Genomic DNA, 21,856 nt, shown 5'->3' with positions numbered 1-21,856 from the left:
CCGGGGCCACACCCCTTTTCCGTACGGCCCTACAGCTCGTCCAGGAAGGCGAGCGCCACCGACCAGGTCCGCTCCGCCGCCTCCTCGTCCCAGTCGGGCAGCTCCGGGTCCGTGTAGATGTGCCCCGCGCCCCGGTAGCGGTGGACCTCCACCTCCGCCCCCGCCCTGCGCATCTGGAGGTACCAGGAGGACAGCCAGTCGTCCGTCTCGAAGGGGTCGGGCTCGGCCACGTGCAGCTGGACCGGCAGCTCGTCCACCGAGGCGGACTCCGCGAGGTCCGAGGTGCCGTGGAACAGCAGCAGCCCGCGTGCCTTCTCGTCCCCGAGCGCCAGGGTCTGCGCGATCGAGGCCCCGAGGGAGAGGCCCATGTAGACCAGGCCCCGCTCCGAGTAGGGAGCGGCGGCCAGCACCGCACGCTTCAGCAGCTCGTCCTTGCCGATCTCGTCCCGGAGCTTCACGCCCTCCTCGACGGTCCCGACCGTCCGGCCGTCGTAGAGGTCCGGCGTCCAGACCTGGTGCCCGGCGGCCCGGAGCCGCTCGGCGGCCGCCGCGACGGAAGGGGTCAGCCCGTAGGCCGAGTGGAAGAGCATGATGTCCATGCGTCCCATCCTGCCACCCGACACCGACAGGCCCAGGGCGTGTCCTTCGGATCGGGCCGGGCTCGCGGGGCCCTGCTTCGAAAGACAGGACCTAGCGCATGCTGCGCACGTCCAGGTGGCGCAGCACCCGGTCCACCACCTCGGGGTCGGCGCCCGGTTCGCTGCGTGCCGCGAGGATCTCGTGCCGGGCGGCCGACATCAGCTCCCGCTGGATCCGCTGCACCGCCTTGAACCGCTTCGTCCGCTCCACGAAGGCGGCCCGCCGCTCGTCGTCCACCATGTCCGGGCTGATCCGCGCCCCGATGTCGTACGCCCCGCGCATCAGCCGCTCCTGGACCTCCTCCGGCAGCTCCTCGACCTCCTCGATCTCCTTGAGCCTGCGCTTGGCGGCCTTCGCGGCCCGGATCGCGAGCTCGCGTTCCAGGGCGCGCTCGGCGTCCGCGTCGGCCCGCACCCCGAGCCGCCTGACCAGCCAGGGCAGCGTGAGGCCCTGGAAGACGAGAGTGGCGATGATCACACAGAAGGCGATGAAGACGATCTCCTCGCGGCCGGGGAAGGGCGCTCCGTCGTCGGTGCGGAGCGGGATGGCGAGCGCCAGCGCGACCGAGGCCACCCCGCGCATCCCCGCCCACCACATGACGACGGTCTCCCGCCAGCTCATCGGGATCTCCTCGTCGACGTCCCGGAGCGTGTGCAGCCGCTTCGCCAGCCAGGTGGCGGGGAGCAGCCAGAGGAGACGGACGCCGACGACCACGCCGACGACGGCGGCGCCCCAGCCCAGCATTTGCCAGCCGCGCCCCTCGGCGACCCCGAAGACGTGGATGAGCTCCAGGCCGATGAGGCCGAAGGCGATGCCGGTGACCAGGGTGTCGACGATCTGCCAGAAGGTCTGTCCGGCGAGCCGGCCCATGACGTCGTCGGCGTCGGCCGCGTGTTCGGCCAGGAAGAGCGCGGTGAGCAGGACGGCGAGGACGCCGGAGCCGTGCAGCTCCTCGGCGACGACGTAGCTCACGAAGGGGACGAGGAGGGTGAGGCCGGTCTGCAGGGTGGCGTCGCCGAGGAGCCCGATGAGCTTGTTGGCGAGCCAGCCGAGCGTCAGACCGACGGCCACGGCGACCACGGCGGAGAGCACGAACTGGCCGAGCGCCTGAGGCCAGGAGAAGGAGCCGCTGACGACGGCGGCGATCGCCACGTGGTAGAGGACGATCGCGGTGACGTCGTTGAAGAGTCCCTCGCCCTCCAGGATCGACACCAGCCGGCGGGGCAGCCCGAGCGAGCCGGCCACGGCGGTCGCGGCGACCGGGTCCGGCGGCGCGACGAGGGCCCCGAGCGCGAGGGCGGCGGCCAGGGGGAGGCCGGGCACGAGCGAGTGCGCGACCGCGCCGACGGCGGCGGTGGTGACGAAGACCAGGGCGACCGCGAGCAGGAAGATGGGCCGTCTGTTGGCCGCGAACTGCCGCCAGGAGGTCCGCTGCACGGAGGCGTACAGCAGGGGCGGCAGCACCAGCGGGAGGATGAACTCCGGCGGGATCTCGACGTTCGGCACGAAGGGCAGGAAGGCCAGCACGATCCCGACGAGGGTCATCAGGACCGGCGCGGGCAGTCCGAGCCGCTCACCGAGGGGCACGGTGAGCAGGGCGCCGAGGAGCAGCAGGAAGAGCAGGGCCAATTGATCCACGGCCCCACCCTGTCACGTACGTCCGTTTTGACGTCGATTGCCCCCTGTGTACGCCGGGAAGCGGCGGATGCTACGGGGGACGGAGGGCCGGGCGGGCCGGGCGGGCCGCTACAGGACCCGCCTCATGGCCCGGTGCGGCATCCCCGCGTCCGGGAACTCGGGCCCGTACGCCACGTAGCCGAGCCGCTCGTAGAAGCCGAGCGCGTGGGTCTGCGCGTGCAGGTCGACGGCGCTCAGACCGCGCTCCCGCGCCACGTCCTCGACGGCCCGCACGAGCGCCGCGCCGACCCCGAGACCGCGCGCCGCCTTGGCGACGGCGAGCCGGCCGAGGGAACCGACGGAGGCGTCGCCGCCGGTCTTGCCGAGCGCGTCCGCCCCGTGCAGCAGGCGGCCGGTGCCCAGCGGCAGTCCGTCCTCGCGGACCGCGAGCACGTGCACCGCGGTCGCGTCGTACGTGTCGTACTCCAGCTCCTGCGGGACGCCCTGCTCCTCGACGAAGACCTCGCGGCGGACCGCGAAGCAGGCCTCCCGGTCCTCGGTCCCGAGCGCCTCGCGGACGCTGTACGAGGCGGTCACCGGCTCTCCGCCGCGATCCTGTCCAGGGCCTTCTGCAGGTCCTCGGGGTAGGTGCTGGCGAACTCGACCCAGGACCCGTCGCCCGGGTGCTCGAAACCGAGGCGGACGGCGTGCAGCCACTGCCGGGTCAGGCCGAGGCGCTTGGCGAGCGTCGGGTCGGCGCCGTAGGTGAGGTCGCCGACGCAGGGGTGGCGGTGGGCGGACATGTGCACCCGGATCTGGTGGGTGCGGCCCGTCTCCAGCTTGATGTCGAGCAGCGAGGCCGAGCGGTACGCCTCGATGAGGTCGTAGTGCGTGACGGAGGGCTTGCCGTCGGCGGTGACCGCCCACTTGTAGTCGTGGTTCGGGTGCCGGCCGATCGGCGCGTCGATGGTGCCGCTCATCGGGTCCGGGTGGCCCTGGACCAGCGCGTGGTAGCGCTTGTCGACCGTGCGCTCCTTGAACTGGCGCTTGAGCGAGGTGTACGCGTACTCCGACTTGGCGACCACCATCAGACCGGAGGTGCCGACGTCGAGGCGGTGCACGATGCCCTGGCGCTCGGCGGCGCCGGAGGTGGAGATGCGGTACCCGGCGGCGGCGAGGCCGCCGATGACCGTGGTGCCGGTCCAGCCGGGGCTGGGGTGCGCGGCGACGCCGATCGGCTTCATGATCACGACGATGTCGTCGTCGTCGTGGACGATCTCCATGCCCTCGACGGGCTCGGCGACCACCTGCACGGGCGCGGGCGCGCCCGGCATCTCGACCTCGAGCCACGCACCGCCGCTGACCCGCTCGGACTTGCCGACGACGGAGCCGTCGACCTGGACCTTCCCTTCGGCGGCCAGCTCGGCCGCCTTCGTACGGGAGAACCCGAACATACGGGCGATGGCGGCGTCGACGCGCTCGCCCTCCAGGCCATCGGGAACGGGCAGCGTGCGGATCTCGGGACTCGTACTCACCCGTCGAGTATGCCTTGTGCGGAAGACACTCTGTCTTCCGCCGGGGTCGGGCTCAGTCCTTGTGGACGGTGCCGTCGGGGTCCAGGCCCCGGAACGACAGGATGACGATCAGGATGCCGCCGCAGACGATCGCCGAGTCGGCGAGGTTGAAGACGGCGAAGTGCGCGGGGGCGATGAAGTCCACCACCGCGCCCTCGAAGACGCCCGGCGAGCGGAAGATCCGGTCCGTGAGGTTGCCCAGCGCGCCGCCGAGCAGCAGGCCGAGCGCGATCGCCCAGGGCAGGCTGTAGAGCTTCCGCGCAAGCCGGATGATCACGACGATCACGGCGGCCGCGATGCAGGTGAAGATGATCGTGAAGGCCTCGCCCATGCCGAAGGCGGCGCCCGGGTTGCGGATGGCGTCGAGCCGCAGCAGGTCGCCGATCAGATCGATCGGCTCGTGGCCCTCCAGCTCGGCGACCACCAGCATCTTGCTGCCGAGGTCGAGCAGGTAGGCGAGCACGGCCACGACGAAGAGGGCGACGATCCTGCGCCTGCCCCTGGGCCGCTCCTCGGGAGCGGCCGCACCGTCGGGGGCCGACGTGCCGTCGTGGTCCGACGCGCCGTCCGGGGCCGCGGCCCCCTCGCGGGCCGCGGGCCCGTCGGAGGCGGCCGTCTCGTCGGCCCCTGCTGAATCCGGCGTACCGATGATGCGCTCCGCCTCTGCCACGTGAGTGAGTCCCTCGACCTCGATGCCTGACCGTGCACCGAGGGTACGGCACAGGCGTACGAGACAGGCAGCCGAGATCGTCAGCCGCGCCGCTCCTGTCGCTGCTTGTCCTCGACGCAGAGCGTGGCCCGCGGGAAGGCCTGCATCCGCGCCTTGCCGATCGGCTTCCCGCACACCTCGCACAGGCCGTACGTGCCCGCGTCGAGCCGCTCCAGGGCGTGCTCCGTCTGCTCCAGCATCTCCCGGGCGTTCGCGGCGAGGGCCAGCTCGTGCTCGCGCGTGATGTTCTTGGTGCCCGTGTCGGCCTGGTCGTCCCCGGCACCGTCGCCCGAGTCCCGCATCAGGCCGGTCAGCTCCTCCTGGGAGTGGACGAGCTCGCTCCGCAGCCGCAGCACCTCCGCCTGGAGCCCGCTGCGGGCCTCCGCGACCTCCTCCGGCGTCCAGGGGTCCTCGCCGGGCCGCACCGCGAGCTCCCCGGCCCGCGCCGGGGGCACCGCCGCCCCGTCCCCGACGGTCGTGACGCCACCCGCGGTCTTCTTCGCTGCCACCGTCCTGGCTCCTGTCTGCTTCTTGGCGGCGGGCGCCTTCCTGGCGGCCGCCTTCTTCGCCACGGCCTTCTTGGCGGGCGTCTTCGGGGCGGAGGCGTCGGGGGCGGAGACCGCCGCACCGGCCCCGCCGGGGGCGGCGTCCTCGGCGATCGTCTTCCGGGCCGCGGCCTTCCTGGCCGGCGCCTTCTTCGCGACCTTCTTCCCGGCGGGCGTCTTCCCGTCGACCGCGACCGGCTTCCCGGCCACCGTCGACTTCTTGCCGACCACGTCCTTGGCGACCTCGGTCGCACCGGTGGAACCGGCGACCGAGGTCTTCTTCGCGGCGGTCTTCTTCGCCACCATGTCGCGGCCCCTTCACATTTTGTGATCTTGCTCGCGAATCGTGCTGGGACGATAAATCGGCCCAAGGCCCGCGGCAACGGGGCACGCCGCCGTTCCCACCCGCCCCCGCTCCCCGCGGGGCGGGCCTGCCTCCGTTGTGCCCAGCTCCCCGCCCGGTTATCCGTCCCGCCCCTCCCCCACATGGCCGCAACGGAAGTCCGGCACCCCCCGTATGGCCATTCGGGTCACGGGAAAACCGGTCTGCCGCCCGCTCCCGGGCCCCGTACACTGGCCACAGCGAAAGGCTTGGATGGGGACGAGTAGCGTCGCAAGCAGCCATGAGCGACCCGGGGACGGTGAGAGCCCGGGGGCGAGCCCGATGTGAAGCATCACCCCGGAGCCGTCGGAAGAAAGCCGCACGACAGGGCGGTGACTAGACCCGGCGTCGCGACCCCAATGAGGGGGCTCAGGACGATCACGTCCGGGGCCAAGGAGGGTGGTACCGCGGGAGCAGTGCTCTCGTCCCTCCGACGGAAGAGAACCGTCCGCCGGAGGAAGATCGATGTCGCAGTACCGCCAGGTGCCCGCCCAGGTCGACCTGCCCGCGCTGGAGCACGACGTGCTCGATTTCTGGCGCGAGAGCAAGGTCTTCGCGAAGACCCTGGAGCAGTCCGAGGGACGCCCCGAGTGGGTGTTCTACGAGGGCCCGCCCACCGCCAACGGCATGCCCGGCGCCCACCACATCGAGGCCCGCGTCTTCAAGGACGTGTTCCCCCGCTTCCGGACCATGCGCGGCTACCACGTGGCCCGCAAGGCCGGCTGGGACTGCCACGGCCTGCCGGTCGAGCTCGCCGTCGAGAAGGAGCTCGGCTTCTCCGGCAAGAAGGACATCGAGGCGTACGGCATCGCCGAGTTCAACGCCAAGTGCCGCGAGTCCGTGACCCGGCACACCGACGCCTTCGCCGAGCTCACGACCCGCATGGGCTACTGGGTCGACCTCGACGACGCCTACCGGACCATGGACCCCTCGTACATCGAGTCGGTCTGGTGGTCCCTCAAGCAGATCTTCGACAAGGACCTGCTGGTCCAGGACCACCGCGTCGCCCCCTGGTGCCCCCGCTGCGGCACCGGCCTCTCCGACCACGAGCTGGCCCAGGGCTACGAGACGGTCGTCGACCCCTCCGTGTACGTGCGCTTCCCGCTCACGTCCGGCCCCCTCGCGGGCAAGGCGGCGCTCCTGGTCTGGACGACGACCCCCTGGACCCTGGTGTCCAACACGGCGGTCGCCGCGCACCCCGAGGTGACGTACGTGGTCGCCACGGACGGCGACGAGCGCGTCGTCGTCGCCCAGCCGCTGGTCGAGAAGGCGCTCGGCGAGGGCTGGGTCACCACGGGCGAGTCCTTCACGGGCGCGGAGATGGAGCGCTGGACCTACCAGCGCCCCTTCGAGCTGGTCCCCTTCGACGCCCCGGCCCACTACGTGGTCAACGCCGAGTACGTCACGACCGAGGACGGCACGGGTCTGGTCCACCAGTCCCCCGCCTTCGGTGAGGACGACCTCAAGGTCTGCAAGGCCTACGGCCTGCCGGTCGTGAACCCGGTCCGCCCCGACGGCACCTTCGAGGAGGACGTGCCGCTGGTCGGCGGCGTCTTCTTCAAGAAGGCCGACGAGGCGCTCACCGCCGACCTGGACGCGCGCGGCCTGCTCTTCAAGCACATCGCGTACGAGCACAGCTACCCGCACTGCTGGCGCTGCCACACGGCCCTGCTCTACTACGCGCAGCCGTCCTGGTACATCCGTACGACCGCCGTGAAGGACCGTCTCCTCGAGGAGAACGAGAAGACGAACTGGTTCCCGGAGTCGGTCAAGCACGGCCGCTTCGGCGACTGGCTGAACAACAACATCGACTGGGCGCTCTCCCGCAACCGCTACTGGGGCACCCCGCTGCCGATCTGGCGCTGCGAGGACGACCACCTGACCTGCGTGGGCTCGCGCGCGGAGCTCACCGAGCTGACGGGCACCGACCAGTCGGAGCTCGACCCGCACCGCCCGTACATCGACGCGGTCACCTTCCCGTGCCCCAGCTGCTCGAAGACCGCCACCCGCGTGCCGGAGGTCATCGACGCCTGGTACGACTCGGGCTCGATGCCGTTCGCGCAGTACGGCTACCCGTACAAGAACAAGGAACTCTTCGAGTCCCGCTACCCCGCCCAGTTCATCTCCGAGGCCATCGACCAGACCCGTGGCTGGTTCTACACGCTGATGGCCGTCGGCACGCTCGTCTTCGACAAGTCCTCGTACGAGAACGTGGTCTGCCTGGGCCACATCCTCGCCGAGGACGGCCGGAAGATGTCCAAGCACCTGGGCAACATCCTCCAGCCCATCCCGCTGATGGACCAGCACGGCGCCGACGCGGTCCGCTGGTTCATGGCGGCCGGCGGCTCGCCGTGGGCGGCGCGCCGGGTGGGCCACGGCACGATCCAGGAGGTGGTGCGCAAGACCCTCCTCACCTACTGGAACACGGTCGCCTTCCAGGCGCTGTACGCCCGCACGTCCGGCTGGGCGCCCAGCGCGGCGGACCCGGCGCCGGCCGACCGCACGGTCCTCGACCGCTGGCTGCTCTCCGAGCTGAACACGCTGGTCGCCGAGACCACCGAGGCGATGGAGACGTACGACACCCAGCGCACCGGCAAGCTGGTCTCGGCCTTCGTCGACGACCTCTCCAACTGGTACGTGCGCCGCTCCCGCCGCCGCTTCTGGCAGGGCGACAAGGCGGCGCTGCGCACGCTCCACGACGTCATCGAGACGGTCACCCGCCTGATGGCCCCGCTGACCCCCTTCATCACGGAGCGGGTCTGGCAGGACCTGGTCGTGCCGGTGACCCCCGACGCCCCCGAGTCGGTCCACCTCTCCACCTGGCCCGAGGCCGACGCCGCCCTGATCGACGGCACCCTCTCCGAGCAGATGCTCCTGGTCCGCCGCCTGGTCGAGCTGGGCCGGGCGACGCGGGCGGAGTCCGGCGTGAAGACCCGCCAGCCGCTGTCCCGCGCGCTGGTCGCGGCGACCGGCTTCACGGCCCTGTCGCCGGAGCTCCAGGCCCAGATCACGGAGGAGCTCAACGTCTCCTCGCTCGCCTCCCTGTCGGAGGTCGGCGGCTCGCTCGTCGACACGACGGCGAAGGCGAACTTCCGGGCCCTGGGCAAGCGCTTCGGCAAGGGCGTCCAGGACGTGGCCAAGGCGGTGGCCGCCGCCGACGCCGCGGCCCTGTCGCTGGCCCTCCGCTCCGGCGAGGCGACGCTCTCGGTGAACGGCGAGGACATCACCGTCACCCCGGAGGAGATCATCATCACGGAGACCCCCCGTGAGGGCTGGTCGGTCGCCTCCGACGCGGGCGCGACGGTGGCGCTGGACCTGGAGATCACCCCGGAGCTCCGGCGCGCCGGCCTGGCCCGTGACGCGATCCGTCTGATCCAGGAGGCCCGCAAGAACAGCGGCCTGGACGTCGCGGACCGCATCGCGCTGCGGTGGACGTCCACGTCTCCGGAGACGGTGGACGCGCTGACGGCCCACGCGTCCCTGATCGCGGACGAGGTCCTGTCCACGGACTACGCGCAGGGCGAGGCCGACGGCTCGTACGGCGCGCCGTTCGAGGACGAGTCCCTGACCCTCACCTTCCGCCTCCGCAAGGCGTAAGCCCCACGCCGAAGGGCCCGACTCCCCCAAGGGGAGGCGGGCCCTTCGCCATACCGCCCCCGCCGCGGGCGTCGGTCCCGCCAGGACGGTGCCCCACCCACCCCCGTTGTGGGCAATCGTTCCGCTGGGGCGAGGGGGGTCCCCCTGCTCGAGCGAAGCCGAGAGCTTGGGGGAGGGTGGGCACAACGGAACGGCGCGCTGAGCGGCGCGGGGCGCAGTCCCGTCGGCGAGGGCGTGCCGAAGGGCCGGCTCCCCTGGGGGAGCCGGCCCTTCGAGACTGCCGACGGCTACGCGCTCAAAGCGCGGGCATCCGCCGCCTCAGTTGTCGTCCTCGTCGATGAGGAAGCCACGCATCGGCGCCGGCGCCTGCTGCATCGGCTGCGGGGCCTGCGGCCGGACCGGAGCCATCGGCTGGGTCATCGCGGGGGACATCTGCTGCTGGCCGCCGTAGGAGGGAGCGCCACCCATGGACGGCGCACCGCCCATCGCGCCGTTGCCGCCGTAGGACGGCGCGCTCGCGCCCGCGGAGGCCATCGACGGGGCCGGCGGCAGCGAGGCCGTGGCCGGGGTGCGCGGCGGAGCCAGCGAGTCGTCCGCCTGGGTCTCCAGCTGACGCAGCTGCGACTCCAGGTAGGACTTCAGACGCGTGCGGTACTCGCGCTCGAAGCCGCGCAGGTCCTCGACCTTGCGCTCCAGCGTGGCGCGGGCGGACTCCAGGGAGCCCATCGCGACGCGGTGCTTCTCCTGCGCGTCCCGCTCAAGAGCGTCCGCCTTGGCGCGGGCGTCCCGCTCCAGGCCCTCGGCGCGCGAACGCGCCTCGCCGACGATCTTGTTGGCCTCGGAGCGCGCCTCGGCGATCGCCTGGTCGGCGGTCTGCTGGGCGAGCGAGAGGACACGCGCGGCGCTGTCGCCACCGGGACCCTGCTGCGGCTGCTGCTGCATCTGCGGCTGCATCTGCTGCTGCGGGTGACCCATGGGGCCGCCCTGCATCGGACCGGGGCCCATGGGGCCGCCCTGCATGGGGCCACCCTGCATCGGGCCGGGGCCCATGGGGCCGCCCTGCATGGGGCCGCCCTGCATGGGACCGGCGGGCAGCGCGGGGGCACCGGACGGCAGCTGCGGCGGGCCCATCTGCTGCTGCTGCTGCGGCGGTCCGGATATGGCGGCGGGCACGGGTGCGCCGGGACCGCCGGGACGATCCTGCGGCTCCGGGGGCTTGCGCATGCCCTGCTGCTGGTTCTGCGCGGCGGCACGCGTGGCGGCGGCCAGCTTGGCGCGCAGGTCCTCGTTCTCGCGGAGCAGGCGGGTCAGTTCGGCTTCGACCTCATCGAGGAAGGCATCGACCTCGTCCTCGTCATAGCCTTCTCGAAGGCGGACGGTCGTGAACTGCTTGTTCCGCACGTCCTCGGGGGTCAGCGGCATCTCTTCTTCACCTCTACGTAGTCGTCGGCAGTCGGCAAGACCGTATCGTCCACTTGTTCCTCCACCATCACCTCGCGAAGCTGCTCACGATGGAGATCAGGATGTAAACGATGATCATCAGAACGAAGAAGGACAGGTCGAGTGCCACGCCCCCGAGACGCAGCGGCGGGATGAGTCGCCGCAGAAGCTTGAGCGGTGGATCGGTGACAGTGTAGGTGGCCTCAAGGACGACCACCATCGCCTTACCGGGTTGCCATGAACGGGCGAACTGGAAGACGTAGTCCATGACAAGCCGGACGATCAGGAGGACGAGGAAGCACATCAGCACGATGTAGACCACCTGTAGTGCGACGCCCATCCCGCGTTTCCCTCTCCCCTGGCTTTCGTGCTCTCGCTTGTCCGGCCGCTTCGCGACCGGTCCGTCCGGTTCTCGTGTTCTCAGCTCTGGTTGAAGAATCCGCCCTCTGCGATCCGGGCCTTGTCCTCCGCCGTGACATCGACGTTAGCAGGCGACAACAGGAACACCTTCTGCGTCACGCGCTCAATGCTGCCATGGAGCCCGAAGACCAGTCCGGCGGCAAAGTCGACAAGTCGCTTCGCGTCCGTGTCGTCCATCTCCGTGAGGTTCATGATCACCGGGGTGCCCTCACGGAAGTGTTCCCCGATGGTACGGGCCTCGTTGTAGGTCCGCGGGTGCAGCGTGGTGATGCGGTACGGCTCCCGCTCGGACACGACCTTGGGCATGATCACCGGTGCGTTCTTCTCCAGGCTCGGGCGTTCGGGTGTGATGGATGCCACGGGGGCAATTCGGGCCGGACGTCCGCTTTCGGCGAGCATCGGGACAGAATGGGCAATCGGCTCCCGGGGTGCCGGGGGCTGCGCCACTCGCACCGGCTCCTCGCGCTCCACCTGGCGCGGGGGGGTGTGGCGCCGGTCGCGCTCGGGCTCCGGCTCCAGCTCGGGTTCGAAGTCGTCGTCGGGGTCAAAGCCCCGGCCGTCGTACCCATCGTCCTCCACGAGGCCGAGGTAGACCGCCATCTTGCGCATCGCGCCGGCCATTCTCTGAGTCCTCCGCTCTGTGGTGGATCGGCCTCGTCACCAAGTGCCGGCGATCCACGGGCCACCCCGCCGTTCTGCGGAATGACCATATTTTCTGCTGTGGTCCGACTTGCTTCGCGACGTTACCCGAGCTTCGGGCGGACACCGAGTACCGCCGTACCGACGCGTACGTGTGTCGCCCCGGCAGCGACGGCCTCCTCGAGGTCCGCGCTCATCCCTGCTGACACCATGTTCGCAGCCGGACGGGTCGCGCGCAGGGCAGTCGACAAATCCATCAGCCGGTCGAAGGCCGCGCGTTGCCGGCCGGCGTACTCGCCGGCGAGCGGGGCGACGGTCATCAGTCCGTCGAGCCGCAGTCCGGGCGCGGCGTCGACGGCGGCCGCCAACTCCTCGATGCCGTCCGGAGCGACGCCGCCGCGGTCGCCCCGCTCGCCGGACTCGGCGTCGAGCGCGACCTGGAGGAGACAGCCGAGCTCGCGGCCCGCCTTCTCCGCGGCCGCGGAGAGCGAGGAAACGAGCTTCAGGCGGTCGACGGACTGCACCACATCGGCATAACCCACCACGGATCGGACCTTGTTGGTCTGCAACTGGCCCACGAAGTGCCAGGTCAGATCAAGGTCGGCACAGGCGGCCGCCTTGGGGGCGGCGTCCTGGTCCCGGTTCTCGGCGACGTGCCGCACCCCGAGTTCGTGCAGGAGTCTGACGTCGCTCGCGGGGTAGGTCTTGGTGACCACGATCAGCGTCACCTCCTCCCGCGCGCGCCCGGCGGCGGCACACGCGGCGGCGATGCGCTCCTCCACCGCGGAGAGGTTCGCGGCGAGTTCCGACTTGCGATCCGTCATGTCTCTTCTCGGTTCAACCAGACATATCCCGCGAGTCGCCCTGTGGTGCGATCGCGGCGGTACGAGTAGTGGTCGCGCGATTCCAGGGTGCAGACCCCGGCGTCCTCGATGTCCCGGACCCCGAGCCGCGCCAACTGCGCGCGCACTCCGGCGGCGACGTCGACGGCGGGGGTTCCCCAGGAGGTCTCCGCGTGCGCGGCGGGTTCGACGGCCGCGACCTCGGCGCGCATCGTCTCCGGCACCTCGTAGCACCGGCCGCAGACGGCGGGTCCGGTGCGGGCGACGATCCGGGCGGGGTCGGCGCCGAGCTTCGTCATCGCCGCGACGGCGGCGGGGACGACGCCGGCGGTCATCCCGGGCCGCCCGGCGTGGGCGGCGGCCGCGACCCCGGCGACCGGATCGGCGAGGAGGACGGGGACGCAGTCCGCGGTGAGCACGGCGAGGGCGAGTCCGGGCCGGTCGGTGACGATCGCGTCGACGGACGGGACGTCCGCGTCCCCCCACGGGCCGTCGACCTCGACGACGTCGGCGCCGTGCACCTGGTTCATCCAGACCACCCGCGCCGGGTCGAGCCCGAGGGCTCCGGCGGCGGCGGCCCGGTTGGCGCGGACGGCCGCCGGCTCGTCCCCCACCGCTCCGCCGAGGTTGAGCTCCTCGTACGGAACGGCGCTCACCCCGCCCCACCGGTCGGTGAAGGCGAAGTGGGCGCCGTTCGCGTCGAAGCGATGTCCTATCACTTCAGGAAGTCCGGGACGTCCAGCTCCTCGGCCTGGCTGTCCGCGTACGGACGGGCCGGGGGGACGACCGGCGGGACGGACGCCAGCGGGGTCTCGTTGGCGACCGGGGCGGGCTCGGCCGGGGCCGGGGCCGGCTCCTCGCGCGGGGGGACCGTGCCGAGGCCGCCCAGCGGGCGGGGGGTCTCGGTGACGCGGGGCGCCGGGGCCGGCTCCTCGCGCTTGGCCGAGACCGAGCCGATGATGTTGTCGCGGCGGGCCGGCGGCTGACCGCCGTCGAAGCCGGCCGCGATGACGGTGACCCGGACCTCGTCGCCGAGGGCGTCGTCGATGACGGCGCCGAAGATGATGTTGGCCTCGGGGTGGGCCGCCTCGCTGACCAGCTGCGCGGCCTCGTTGATCTCGAAGAGGCCGAGGTCGCTGCCGCCGGAGATGGAGAGCAGCACGCCGCGGGCGCCGTCGATGGAGGCCTCCAGGAGCGGCGAGGAGATCGCCATCTCGGCCGCCGCCACGGCGCGGTCGTCGCCGCGGGCGGAGCCGATGCCCATGAGCGCCGAACCGGCCTCGGACATGACCGACTTCACGTCGGCGAAGTCGAGGTTGATCAGGCCCGGGGTGGTGATGAGGTCGGTGATGCCCTGGACACCGCTCAGGAGGACCTGGTCGGCCGACTTGAAGGCGTCGAGCACGGAGACCTGGCGGTCCGAGATCGAGAGCAGCCGGTCGTTGGGGATGACGATGAGGGTGTCGACCTCTTCGCGGAGCTCGGCGATGCCGTCCTCCGCCTGGTTGGCGCGCCGACGGCCCTCGAAGGTGAACGGCCGGGTGACCACACCGATCGTGAGGGCGCCGAGCGAGCGCGCGATGTTGGCGACGACGGGCGCGCCGCCGGTGCCGGTGCCGCCGCCTTCGCCGGCGGTGACGAAGACCATGTCGGCCCCCTTGAGGACCTCCTCGATCTCCTCACGGTGGTCCTCTGCCGCCTTGCGACCGACGGCCGGGTTGGCCCCGGCCCCGAGGCCGCGGGTGAGTTCACGGCCGACGTCGAGCTTGACGTCGGCGTCGCTCATCAACAGCGCTTGCGCGTCGGTGTTGATCGCGATGAACTCGACGCCCTTGAGACCGACCTCGATCATTCGGTTGATGGCATTGACACCACCGCCGCCGACACCGATGACCTTGATGACTGCGAGGTAGTTCTGCGGTGCTGCCACGTCGAAGGCCTCTCGCCTCGAGTTACGTGTCGTCGCTGCGCGGTTGGTCGCGCCGCTCCGACGGATGCCGATTGGGACGGTCCGAAACGCCGACCCGAACCCTAACGTTGAAGTTTAGGGTTACCAGTGTCTCTGTTCGCTGGACTCTTCCGAACAGGACACTAAGTCGACAAGTGGCGCACGTTCAACGAACACGCCGAACCTCCCGTTTTTCTTTTCACCCTATGTGATCACCCGTAGCGCTGGCCAACCAGGGTGCTGGCCAGCGGAGATGGCCGTCAACTTCCGGACGAGGCGGGCGCCGTGGGGGCACTTACGTCGAAGTGCCCCGCTTTGGGGCTCGCCTTCATGAGGGCGGTCAGCACCCGGGCCTTGACCGGGCCGTGCTCGCCGCTGCCCCAGAAGACCGTCCGCCCCCCGGCCAGCTCCAGGGTGACGGAGTCGTACGAGGTGATGCGTACGACACGAGTGTCCCGGGCGACTTCCGGCGGGAGTTCGCCACGGACGCGGACCGCCTCCCGGAGCAGCCGGTCCGCGCCGAAGCGGCGGAGGCTCGGCGAGGCGGCGCTGTCGAGGACGAGTCGGGGGACGCCGCGCGGGGCCGTGTCGACGGTGGCGAACCGCATGCCCGTGGAGTCCACTTCCGTGAACTTTCCGCCCTTTTCGACAAGCAGGACGGGCTGCCGTTCCGTCACTTTCAGCCCGATTCCGTGCGGCCATGACCGCACGACGTCGATCGACTCGATCCGCGGCAGCCGCTGCCGGAGCCGGGCCTCGATCGCGTCGGTGTCGACGCTGACGAGCGGGGCGCCCATCGGGACGGCGGCGACCGCCTCGACCTCGGCCGGCGTCAGAACCCGGGTGCCGGAAGTCTTCACACGTTCCACACGGAACCAGGTCGATCCGTAGAGCGCCCAGACCCCGCCGACCACGAGCACGACGAGGCCGAGCGCCACGAGGAGCAGCCGGGGGGCAGGTACCCGGAACCGTCGGTTCCGGGCATTGGCGCCGGGCGACCGCTCCGACGACCCCTTCGACTTGCTGGTACCGCTCTTCTCCGCGGTCGTCGGTCCGGCTGCCACCCGGCGCCTCCTGCCCTCAGCCGCCGCTACGCCTGGCGGCGGGCGGCGATCGCCTCGTACACCATGCCGACGAGCAGGTCGTCGGCGTCCCGGCGGCCGAACTCGGCGGCGGCACGGGACATCTCGTACAACCGGTGCGGATCGGCCAGTACGGGCAGGACGTTGCCCTGCACCCACTGCGGCGTCAGCTCCGCGTCGTCGACGAGGAGCCCGCCGCCCGCCTTGACCACCGGCTGGGCGTTGAGCCGCTGTTCGCCGTTGCCGATGGGCAGCGGGACGTACGCGGCGGGCAGCCCGACGGCGGAGAGCTCGGCGACGGTCATCGCGCCCGCGCGGCAGAGCATCATGTCGGCCGCGGCGTACGCGAGATCCATCCGGTCCACGTACGGTACCGGCACGTACGGCGGCATACCGGGCATGTTGTCGACGCGCGGCATCTCGTTCTTCGGGCCGACCGCGTGCAGGATCTGGATGCCGGAGCGCTGGAGCACCGGGGCGATCTGCTGGATCACCTCGTTGAGCCGTCGGGCGCCCTGGGAGCCGCCGGAGACGAGCAGCGTCGGCAGGTTCGGGTCGAGGCCGAAGGCGGCGCGCGCCTCGGGCCGCATCCGCGCCCGGTCGAGGGTCGCGATGGTGTGCCGCAGCGGGATGCCGATGTAACGGGCGTTGCGGAGCTTGCTGTCCGGGGTCGCGACGGCGACCCCGGCCGCGTACCGCGAACCGATCTTGTTGGCCAGGCCGGGCCGGGCGTTGGCCTCGTGGACCACGATGGGCACCCCGAGGCGCTTGGCCGCGAGATAGCCGGGCAGGGCCACGTAGCCGCCGAAGCCGACCACGCAGTCCGCCTTGGTGCGCTCCAGGACCTGCTCGGCCGCCTTGATCGTGCCGCGCAGCCGCCCGGGGACGGTGATCAGCTCGGGGGTGGGCTTGCGGGGCAGCGGTACGGCGGGGATGAGCGCCAACTCGTAGCCCCGCTCGGGCACGAGCCGGGTCTCCAGACCCTTCTCCGTGCCGAGCGCCGTGATCCCCACGCTGGGGTCCTGCCTGCGCAGGGCGTCCGCGAGGGCCAGCGCGGGCTCGATGTGGCCGGCGGTCCCCCCGCCGGCGAGTACGACATGCACCGAAATTCACCGCTCTCCGGACGGGCGCTTCTTGACGCGCCGTCGCATCGACTTCCATCTCTTCCCGGCCCGCTTGCCCCAGCCGGGGCGACGCATGGCCAGGGCCGCTTTCGCGGCGGGTTCCTGTCGCGCGAAGGCGATGAGGAGCCCGACGGCGAACATGGTCGGCAGCAGGGCCGACCCTCCGTAGGAGAACAGCGGGAGCGGGACACCGGCGATCGGCAGCAGGCCGAGCACCGCACCGATGTTGATCACGGCCTGAGCCGTGATCCAGGTGGTCACACCTCCCGCGGCGAACCTCACGAAGGGGTCCTCCGTGCCTCCGGCCACGCGGATACCCGCATAGCCTAGAGCCGCGAACAGGGCGAGTACCGACAGCGTCCCCGCGAGACCCAGTTCCTCACCGGTGACCGCGAAGATGAAGTCGGTGTGCGCTTCGGGGAGTTGGCCCCATTTCTCGACGCTCGCACCGAGTCCGGAACCGAACCATCCGCCCGAGGCCAGAGCATAGATTCCGTGCGCGGCCTGCAGACAGGGGGCTCCCTCCCCGCCGGGGTCGGTCGCACCGATGCAGTCGAAGCGCTTCATCCGGTTCGAACTCGTCTTGATCAGCAGCACACCGATCGCGCCGGCCACCGTGAGCACGCCGACGAAGAGCCGGGTGGGCGCTCCGGCCGTCCACAACAGGCCGAAGAGGATGGCCGCGAGGATGATCGAGGTGCCCATGTCGCCGCCGAGCATGATCAGTCCGAGCAGCATGAAGGCCCCGGGGACCAGCGGCACCAGCATGTGCTTCCACTGGGTCAGGAGCCGCATGTCCTGCTTGCGCGCGAGCAGGTCGGCCCCCCACAGGATCAGCCCCAGCTTGCCGAACTCGCTGGGCTGGAGCTGGAAGGGGCCGCCGAGCGAGATCCAGTTCTGGTTGCCGTTGACCGCGTGCCCTATCCCGGGGATCTGCACGAGGACCATCAGGAAGACCGCGCCGACCAGGATCGGGTAGGCGAGCGCCCGGTGCAGCTTGACCGGCATCCGCGAGGCGACCAGGAGCAGTCCGGTGCCGAGGAGCGCGGCGAAGAACTGCTTCCGGAAGAAGTAGGAGGGCACCAGGTCGTAGCGGAGCGCCGTGATCATCGAGGCGGAGTAGACCATCACGAGGCCGAGCGTGGTGATGAGCAGCCCCGCGCCGATGATCACGTAGTACGCCGTGAGGGGCCGGTCCCAGGCCTTGCGGAGCCGCTCGTAGGCCCCCCGTACGCCACCGCCGCGCACCCGCCGCGGGGTCGCGGGGGCCCGCCCTCCGCCACGTGCGGCGGAGGGCCGGCGTGTCCCGGCGATCTTGCTCGGCATGGTCGCTGTCCCCTCCAGTCGTGCCCGGTCCGGCCGGACCCTCCCGCTGGTCGGGTCAGGCGTCCCCGGTGGCGGCGAGGGCGCGGACGGCGTCCGCGAAGGCCTCGCCCCGCTTGTTGTAGTTGGTGAACATGTCCATCGAGGCGCAGGCCGGGGCGAGCAGGACCGTGTCTCCCGGGCGGGCGAGCCGGGCCGCCTCGCGGACCGCCTCGGACATCGCCCCAGTGTCGGTCCGGTCGAGGTCCACCACCGGGACCTCCGGGGCGTGTCGCGCCAGGGCTTCGCGGATCAGGGCGCGGTCGGCGCCGATCAGGACGGCCCCGCGCAAGCGCTTCGCCGACCGCTGGACGAGCTCGTCGAAGGTCGCGCCCTTGGCGAGGCCGCCGGCGATCCAGACGATCGGGTCGTAGGCGGCCAACGAGGCTTCGGCGGCGTGGGTGTTGGTGGCCTTGGAGTCGTCGACGTACGTGACTCCCTCGATCTCCTCGACCAGTTCGATGCGGTGCGGATCGGGCCGGAAGGCCTTCAGGCCGTCCCGTACGGCCTTCGCCTCGACGCCGAAGGCGCGCGCGAGGGCGGCCGCGGCGAGGGCGTTGGCGATGTTGTGCGGGGCCGGCGGCTGGACGTCGGAGACCTCGGCGAGCTCCTGGGCGTTCTTCTGCCGGTTCTCGACGAAGGCGCGGTCGACGAGGATGCCCTCGACGACACCGAGCTGCGAGGGGCCGGGGGTGCCGAGGGTGAAGCCGATGGCCCGGCAGCCCTCCTCGACGTCGGCCTCGCGCACCAGGTCCTCGGTGATTTTGTCGGCGACGTTGTAGACGCAGGCGACCTGGTTGCCCTCGTAGATCCGGCCCTTGTCGGCGGCGTACGCCTCCATGGAGCCGTGCCAGTCGAGGTGGTCGGGCGCCAGGTTGAGCACGGCGGCCGAGTGGGCGCGGACGGAGGGCGCCCAGTGCAGCTGGTAGCTGGAGAGCTCGACGGCGAGGACGTCGTACCGCTCCTCGCCGAGGACGGCGTCGAGGAGCGAGACGCCGATGTTGCCGACGGCGGCGGTCCGCAGGCCCGCCGCCTCCAGGATCGAGGCGAGCATCCGCACGGTCGTGGTCTTGCCGTTGGTGCCGGTGACCGCGAGCCAGGGTGCCGCTCCGGGGCCGCGCAGGCGCCAGGCGAGCTCGACGTCGCCCCAGACCTCCACGCCCGCCTCGGCGGCGGCCGCGAAGAGGGGCTTGTCGGGCTGCCAGCCGGGGGTGGTGACGATCAGCTCGGTGCCGGTCGGCAGGGTGGCCCCGTCGCCGAGGCGGACGGTGATGCCCTCCGCCTCCAGCTCCGCGGCCTGGGCCCGGGAGCGCTCGTCGTCGCCGTCGTTGACGACGGTCACGAGCGCGCCGCGGGCGTGCAGGACGCGGGCGGCCGGGATCCCGGAGACGCCGAGTCCCGCGACGGTGACCTTCTTGCCGTTCCAGTCGAGCTGTTCTGTCACTTTTCCGATGCCCATCCCGCGTAGAAGAGGCCCAGGCCCACGATCACGCACATGCCCTGGATGATCCAGAACCGGACGACGACCAGGACCTCGGACCACCCCTTGAGTTCGAAGTGGTGCTGGAGGGGTGCCATCCGGAAGACGCGCTTGCCGGTCATCTTGAACGAGCCGACCTGGATGACCACGGACATCGTGATCAGGACGAACAGGCCGCCGAGCAGGGCCAGCAGGAGCTCCGTACGGGAGCAGATGGCGAGACCGGCGAGGGCGCCGCCGAGGGCGAGCGAGCCGGTGTCACCCATGAAGATCTTGGCGGGCGAGGTGTTCCACCAGAGGAAGCCGAAACAGGCTCCCATCAGCGCGGAGGCGACGACCGCGAGGTCGAGCGGGTCGCGGACCTCGAAACAGGCGTTGGGGTTGGTCAGCGTCACCGCGTTGGCACAGGACTCCTGGAACTGCCAGAGCCCGATGAAGGTGTACGCGCCGAAGACCATCACCGAGGCGCCGGTGGCCAGACCGTCCAGACCGTCCGTCAGGTTCACGCCGTTGGACATGGCCAGGATCATGAAGAGCGCCCAGACCACGAAGAGCACCGGGCCGATGGCCCAGCCGAAGTCCGCGATGAAGGAGAGCTTCGTGGAGGCGGGGGTGAGCCCGCGCAGGTCCGCGAACTGCAGCGCGAGGACGGCGAAGGCGATGCCGACGATCAGCTGCCCGGCCATCTTCGCCTTGGCCCGCAGACCGAGCGACCGCTGCTTGACGATCTTGATGTAGTCGTCGAGGAAGCCCACCAGGCCCATGCCGGCCATGAGGAACAGCACCAGGACGCCCGAGTACGTCGGGTCCTCACCGGTGATGACCTTGGCCAGCGCGTACGCGATGAGCGTGGCCAGGATGAAGGAGATGCCGCCCATGGTGGGCGTGCCCTTCTTCCCGGCGTGACCGCGCGGGCCGTCGTCCCGGATGAACTGCCCGTACCCCTTGCGGGCAAGGAGCTTGATCAGCAGCGGCGTGCCGATCAGGGTCAGGAAGAGCCCGATGGCCCCCGCGAAGAGGATCTGCCTCATCGGCCGGTGACCTCGCCCTCGGTGTCGAGGAGCGCCAGCGCGACCTGTTCGAGACCGACCGACCTGGAAGCCTTCACAAGGACGACGTCCCCCGGGCGCAGCTCACTGCGCAACAGGTCGACAGCCGCCTGCGCGTCGGACACGTGCACCGACTCCTCACCCCACGAACCCTCGTTATATGCGCCCAGTTGCAGCCAGGACGCTTCCCTGCCCCCGACCGCGACGAGCTTGCTGACGTTGAGCCGGACGGCGAGCCGTCCGACCGCGTCGTGCTCGACGAGCGATGCGTCACCGAGCTCGGCCATCTTGCCGAGCACCGCCCACGTACGAGCCCCTCGGGCCTGTGCGGCCCTGCCCATGGCCGCGAGCGCGCGCAGGGCGGCTCGCATGGACTCGGGGTTCGCGTTGTAGGCGTCGTTGACGATCGTCACGCCGTCCGGACGCTCGGTGACCTCCATGCGCCAGCGCGACAGGGTGCCCGCCTCGGAGAGCGCGGTGGCGATCTCTTCGACAGGCATGCCCAGCTCGTGCGCGACGGCGGCCGCTGCGAGCGCGTTCGACACGTGGTGCTCACCGTACAGGCGCAAGGTCACGTCGCTGCACCCGGTGGGTGTGTGAAGACTGAAAGAAGGCTGTCCGTTCTCTGTGAGGTGGACGTTCTCGGCCCGTACGGCCGCTTCGTCCGCTTCGCCGAACAGGGTCACGCGGGCCTTGGTGCGGCTCGCCATGGCGCGGACGAGCGGATCGTCGGCGTTGAGGACCGCGATCCCGCCCTCCTCGGCGGACGGCAGGGACTCGACGAGCTCGCCCTTCGCCTGGGCGATCTGCTCCCGGCCGCCGAACTCCCCGATGTGGGCGGTGCCCACGTTGAGGACGAGGCCGATGCGGGGCGGGGTGAGCTCCGTGAGGTAGCGGATGTGGCCGATGCCGCGGGCGCCCATCTCCAGGACCAGGTGCCGGGTCTCGTCGCTCGCGCGGAGCGCCGTGAGCGGCAGGCCGATCTCGTTGTTGAGCGAGCCGGGCGTCCACACGGTGGGCGCGTGCCGGTCGAGGACCTGGGCGATCAGGTCCTTCGTGGAGGTCTTGCCGGCCGAGCCGGTGAGGGCGACGACATCGGTGCCGAGCCGTTCCACGACCGCGCGGGCGAGGGCCCCGAGCGCGGTCTGGACGTCGTCGACGACGAGGGCGGGGACGCCGACGGGGCGGGCGGCGAGCACGGCCACCGCTCCCGCCGCGACGGCGCGCTCCGCGTAGTCGTGGCCGTCGACGTGCTCACCGGCGAAGGCCGCGAAGAGGCTGCCGGCCCGCACCTCGCGGGAGTCGATGACGACGGGCCCGGTGATCCGGGCGGCCGGATCCGGTATGTCGTGCGCCTGCCCGCCGACGATTTCGGCGATCTCGGCGAGGGAGAGGGCGATCACTGCT

The 21,856-nt window shown here is 71.3% G+C and carries 19 protein-coding genes; 1 reads left to right on the top strand and 18 read right to left on the bottom strand.

Annotated elements, in window-relative coordinates:
* Positions 1-29: 29 nt before the first annotated feature.
* The 6 genes from BLW86_RS27740 to BLW86_RS27715 all read right to left on the bottom strand — a co-directional run bounded on the left by BLW86_RS27740 (position 30) and on the right by BLW86_RS27715 (position 5,390).
* Positions 30-599 (bottom strand): dienelactone hydrolase family protein, encoded by a 570-nt coding sequence (locus BLW86_RS27740; RefSeq protein WP_093876559.1) that lies wholly within the window; start codon positions 597-599, stop codon positions 30-32.
* A gap of 91 nt (positions 600-690) precedes the next feature.
* A complete protein-coding gene (locus tag BLW86_RS27735; RefSeq protein ID WP_093876558.1) occupies positions 691-2,277 on the bottom strand; it encodes a Na+/H+ antiporter in 1,587 nt (528 codons plus the stop codon).
* A gap of 108 nt (positions 2,278-2,385) precedes the next feature.
* Positions 2,386-2,853, bottom strand: a complete 468-nt coding sequence (locus BLW86_RS27730; RefSeq protein ID WP_093876557.1) for a GNAT family N-acetyltransferase — start codon at positions 2,851-2,853, stop codon at positions 2,386-2,388.
* Complete coding sequence (locus tag BLW86_RS27725; RefSeq protein ID WP_093876556.1) at positions 2,850-3,791, bottom strand: RluA family pseudouridine synthase; 942 nt, start codon at positions 3,789-3,791, stop codon at positions 2,850-2,852. The genes BLW86_RS27730 and BLW86_RS27725 overlap by 4 nt, the downstream gene beginning before the upstream one ends.
* A 52-nt stretch (positions 3,792-3,843) precedes the next feature.
* A complete protein-coding gene (gene lspA, locus BLW86_RS27720; RefSeq protein ID WP_093876555.1) occupies positions 3,844-4,500 on the bottom strand; it encodes a signal peptidase II in 657 nt (218 codons plus the stop codon).
* A gap of 80 nt (positions 4,501-4,580) precedes the next feature.
* A complete protein-coding gene (locus BLW86_RS27715; protein WP_093876554.1) occupies positions 4,581-5,390 on the bottom strand; it encodes a TraR/DksA family transcriptional regulator in 810 nt (269 codons plus the stop codon).
* 541 nt (positions 5,391-5,931) lie between these two features.
* Here BLW86_RS27715 and ileS point away from each other — a divergent pair.
* A complete protein-coding gene (gene ileS / locus BLW86_RS27710; RefSeq protein WP_093876553.1) occupies positions 5,932-9,063 on the top strand; it encodes an isoleucine--tRNA ligase in 3,132 nt (1,043 codons plus the stop codon).
* A gap of 318 nt (positions 9,064-9,381) precedes the next feature.
* Here the strand turns inward: ileS and BLW86_RS27700 are convergent, their stop codons facing one another.
* From BLW86_RS27700 to murF, 12 genes are all read right to left on the bottom strand, one after another.
* Positions 9,382-10,485, bottom strand: a complete 1,104-nt coding sequence (locus tag BLW86_RS27700; RefSeq protein WP_093876551.1) for a DivIVA domain-containing protein — start codon at positions 10,483-10,485, stop codon at positions 9,382-9,384.
* 67 nt (positions 10,486-10,552) lie between these two features.
* The gene (locus BLW86_RS27695; RefSeq protein ID WP_017238790.1) at positions 10,553-10,843 is read right to left on the bottom strand and encodes a YggT family protein; all 291 of its coding nucleotides are present in this window, start codon (positions 10,841-10,843) and stop codon (positions 10,553-10,555) included.
* An 80-nt stretch (positions 10,844-10,923) separates the two neighbouring features.
* The gene (locus BLW86_RS27690; RefSeq protein WP_093876550.1) at positions 10,924-11,544 is read right to left on the bottom strand and encodes a cell division protein SepF; all 621 of its coding nucleotides are present in this window, start codon (positions 11,542-11,544) and stop codon (positions 10,924-10,926) included.
* A gap of 122 nt (positions 11,545-11,666) precedes the next feature.
* Positions 11,667-12,386, bottom strand: a complete 720-nt coding sequence (locus BLW86_RS27685) for a YggS family pyridoxal phosphate-dependent enzyme (protein WP_093876549.1) — start codon at positions 12,384-12,386, stop codon at positions 11,667-11,669.
* A complete protein-coding gene (gene pgeF, locus BLW86_RS27680) occupies positions 12,383-13,123 on the bottom strand; it encodes a peptidoglycan editing factor PgeF (protein ID WP_093876548.1) in 741 nt (246 codons plus the stop codon). Before pgeF ends, BLW86_RS27685 begins: the two co-directional genes overlap by 4 nt.
* Positions 13,120-14,334 carry a cell division protein FtsZ gene (gene ftsZ / locus BLW86_RS27675; RefSeq protein ID WP_093876547.1) on the bottom strand — a complete coding sequence of 405 codons (1,215 nt, stop codon included), beginning with the start codon at positions 14,332-14,334 and terminating at the stop codon, positions 13,120-13,122. Before ftsZ ends, pgeF begins: the two co-directional genes overlap by 4 nt.
* 278 nt (positions 14,335-14,612) lie before the next feature.
* On the bottom strand, positions 14,613-15,416 hold the full coding sequence (locus BLW86_RS27670) for a cell division protein FtsQ/DivIB (RefSeq protein ID WP_093876546.1): 804 nt from the start codon (positions 15,414-15,416) through the stop codon (positions 14,613-14,615).
* Positions 15,417-15,442: 26 nt separating this feature from the next.
* A complete protein-coding gene (gene murG, locus BLW86_RS27665; RefSeq protein ID WP_093876545.1) occupies positions 15,443-16,537 on the bottom strand; it encodes an undecaprenyldiphospho-muramoylpentapeptide beta-N-acetylglucosaminyltransferase in 1,095 nt (364 codons plus the stop codon).
* Positions 16,538-16,543: 6 nt separating this feature from the next.
* Complete coding sequence (gene ftsW / locus BLW86_RS27660; RefSeq protein WP_093876544.1) at positions 16,544-17,884, bottom strand: putative lipid II flippase FtsW; 1,341 nt, start codon at positions 17,882-17,884, stop codon at positions 16,544-16,546.
* Positions 17,885-17,939: 55 nt separating this feature from the next.
* Positions 17,940-19,379 (bottom strand): UDP-N-acetylmuramoyl-L-alanine--D-glutamate ligase, encoded by a 1,440-nt coding sequence (murD, locus tag BLW86_RS27655; protein ID WP_093876543.1) that lies wholly within the window; start codon positions 19,377-19,379, stop codon positions 17,940-17,942.
* On the bottom strand, positions 19,361-20,431 hold the full coding sequence (mraY, locus tag BLW86_RS27650) for a phospho-N-acetylmuramoyl-pentapeptide-transferase (protein WP_093876542.1): 1,071 nt from the start codon (positions 20,429-20,431) through the stop codon (positions 19,361-19,363). Before mraY ends, murD begins: the two co-directional genes overlap by 19 nt.
* Positions 20,428-21,852: a UDP-N-acetylmuramoyl-tripeptide--D-alanyl-D-alanine ligase gene (gene murF / locus BLW86_RS27645; protein WP_093876541.1), complete on the bottom strand. Its 1,425-nt coding sequence runs from the start codon at positions 21,850-21,852 to the stop codon at positions 20,428-20,430. Before murF ends, mraY begins: the two co-directional genes overlap by 4 nt.
* Between the last annotated feature and the right edge of the window lie 4 nt (positions 21,853-21,856).

Source organism: Streptomyces sp. TLI_105 (assembly GCF_900105415.1).
GTDB lineage: Bacteria > Actinomycetota > Actinomycetes > Streptomycetales > Streptomycetaceae > Streptomyces.
The sequence above is the reverse complement of the archived record's forward strand: the minus strand, read 5'-3'. Positions and strand labels throughout refer to the sequence as shown.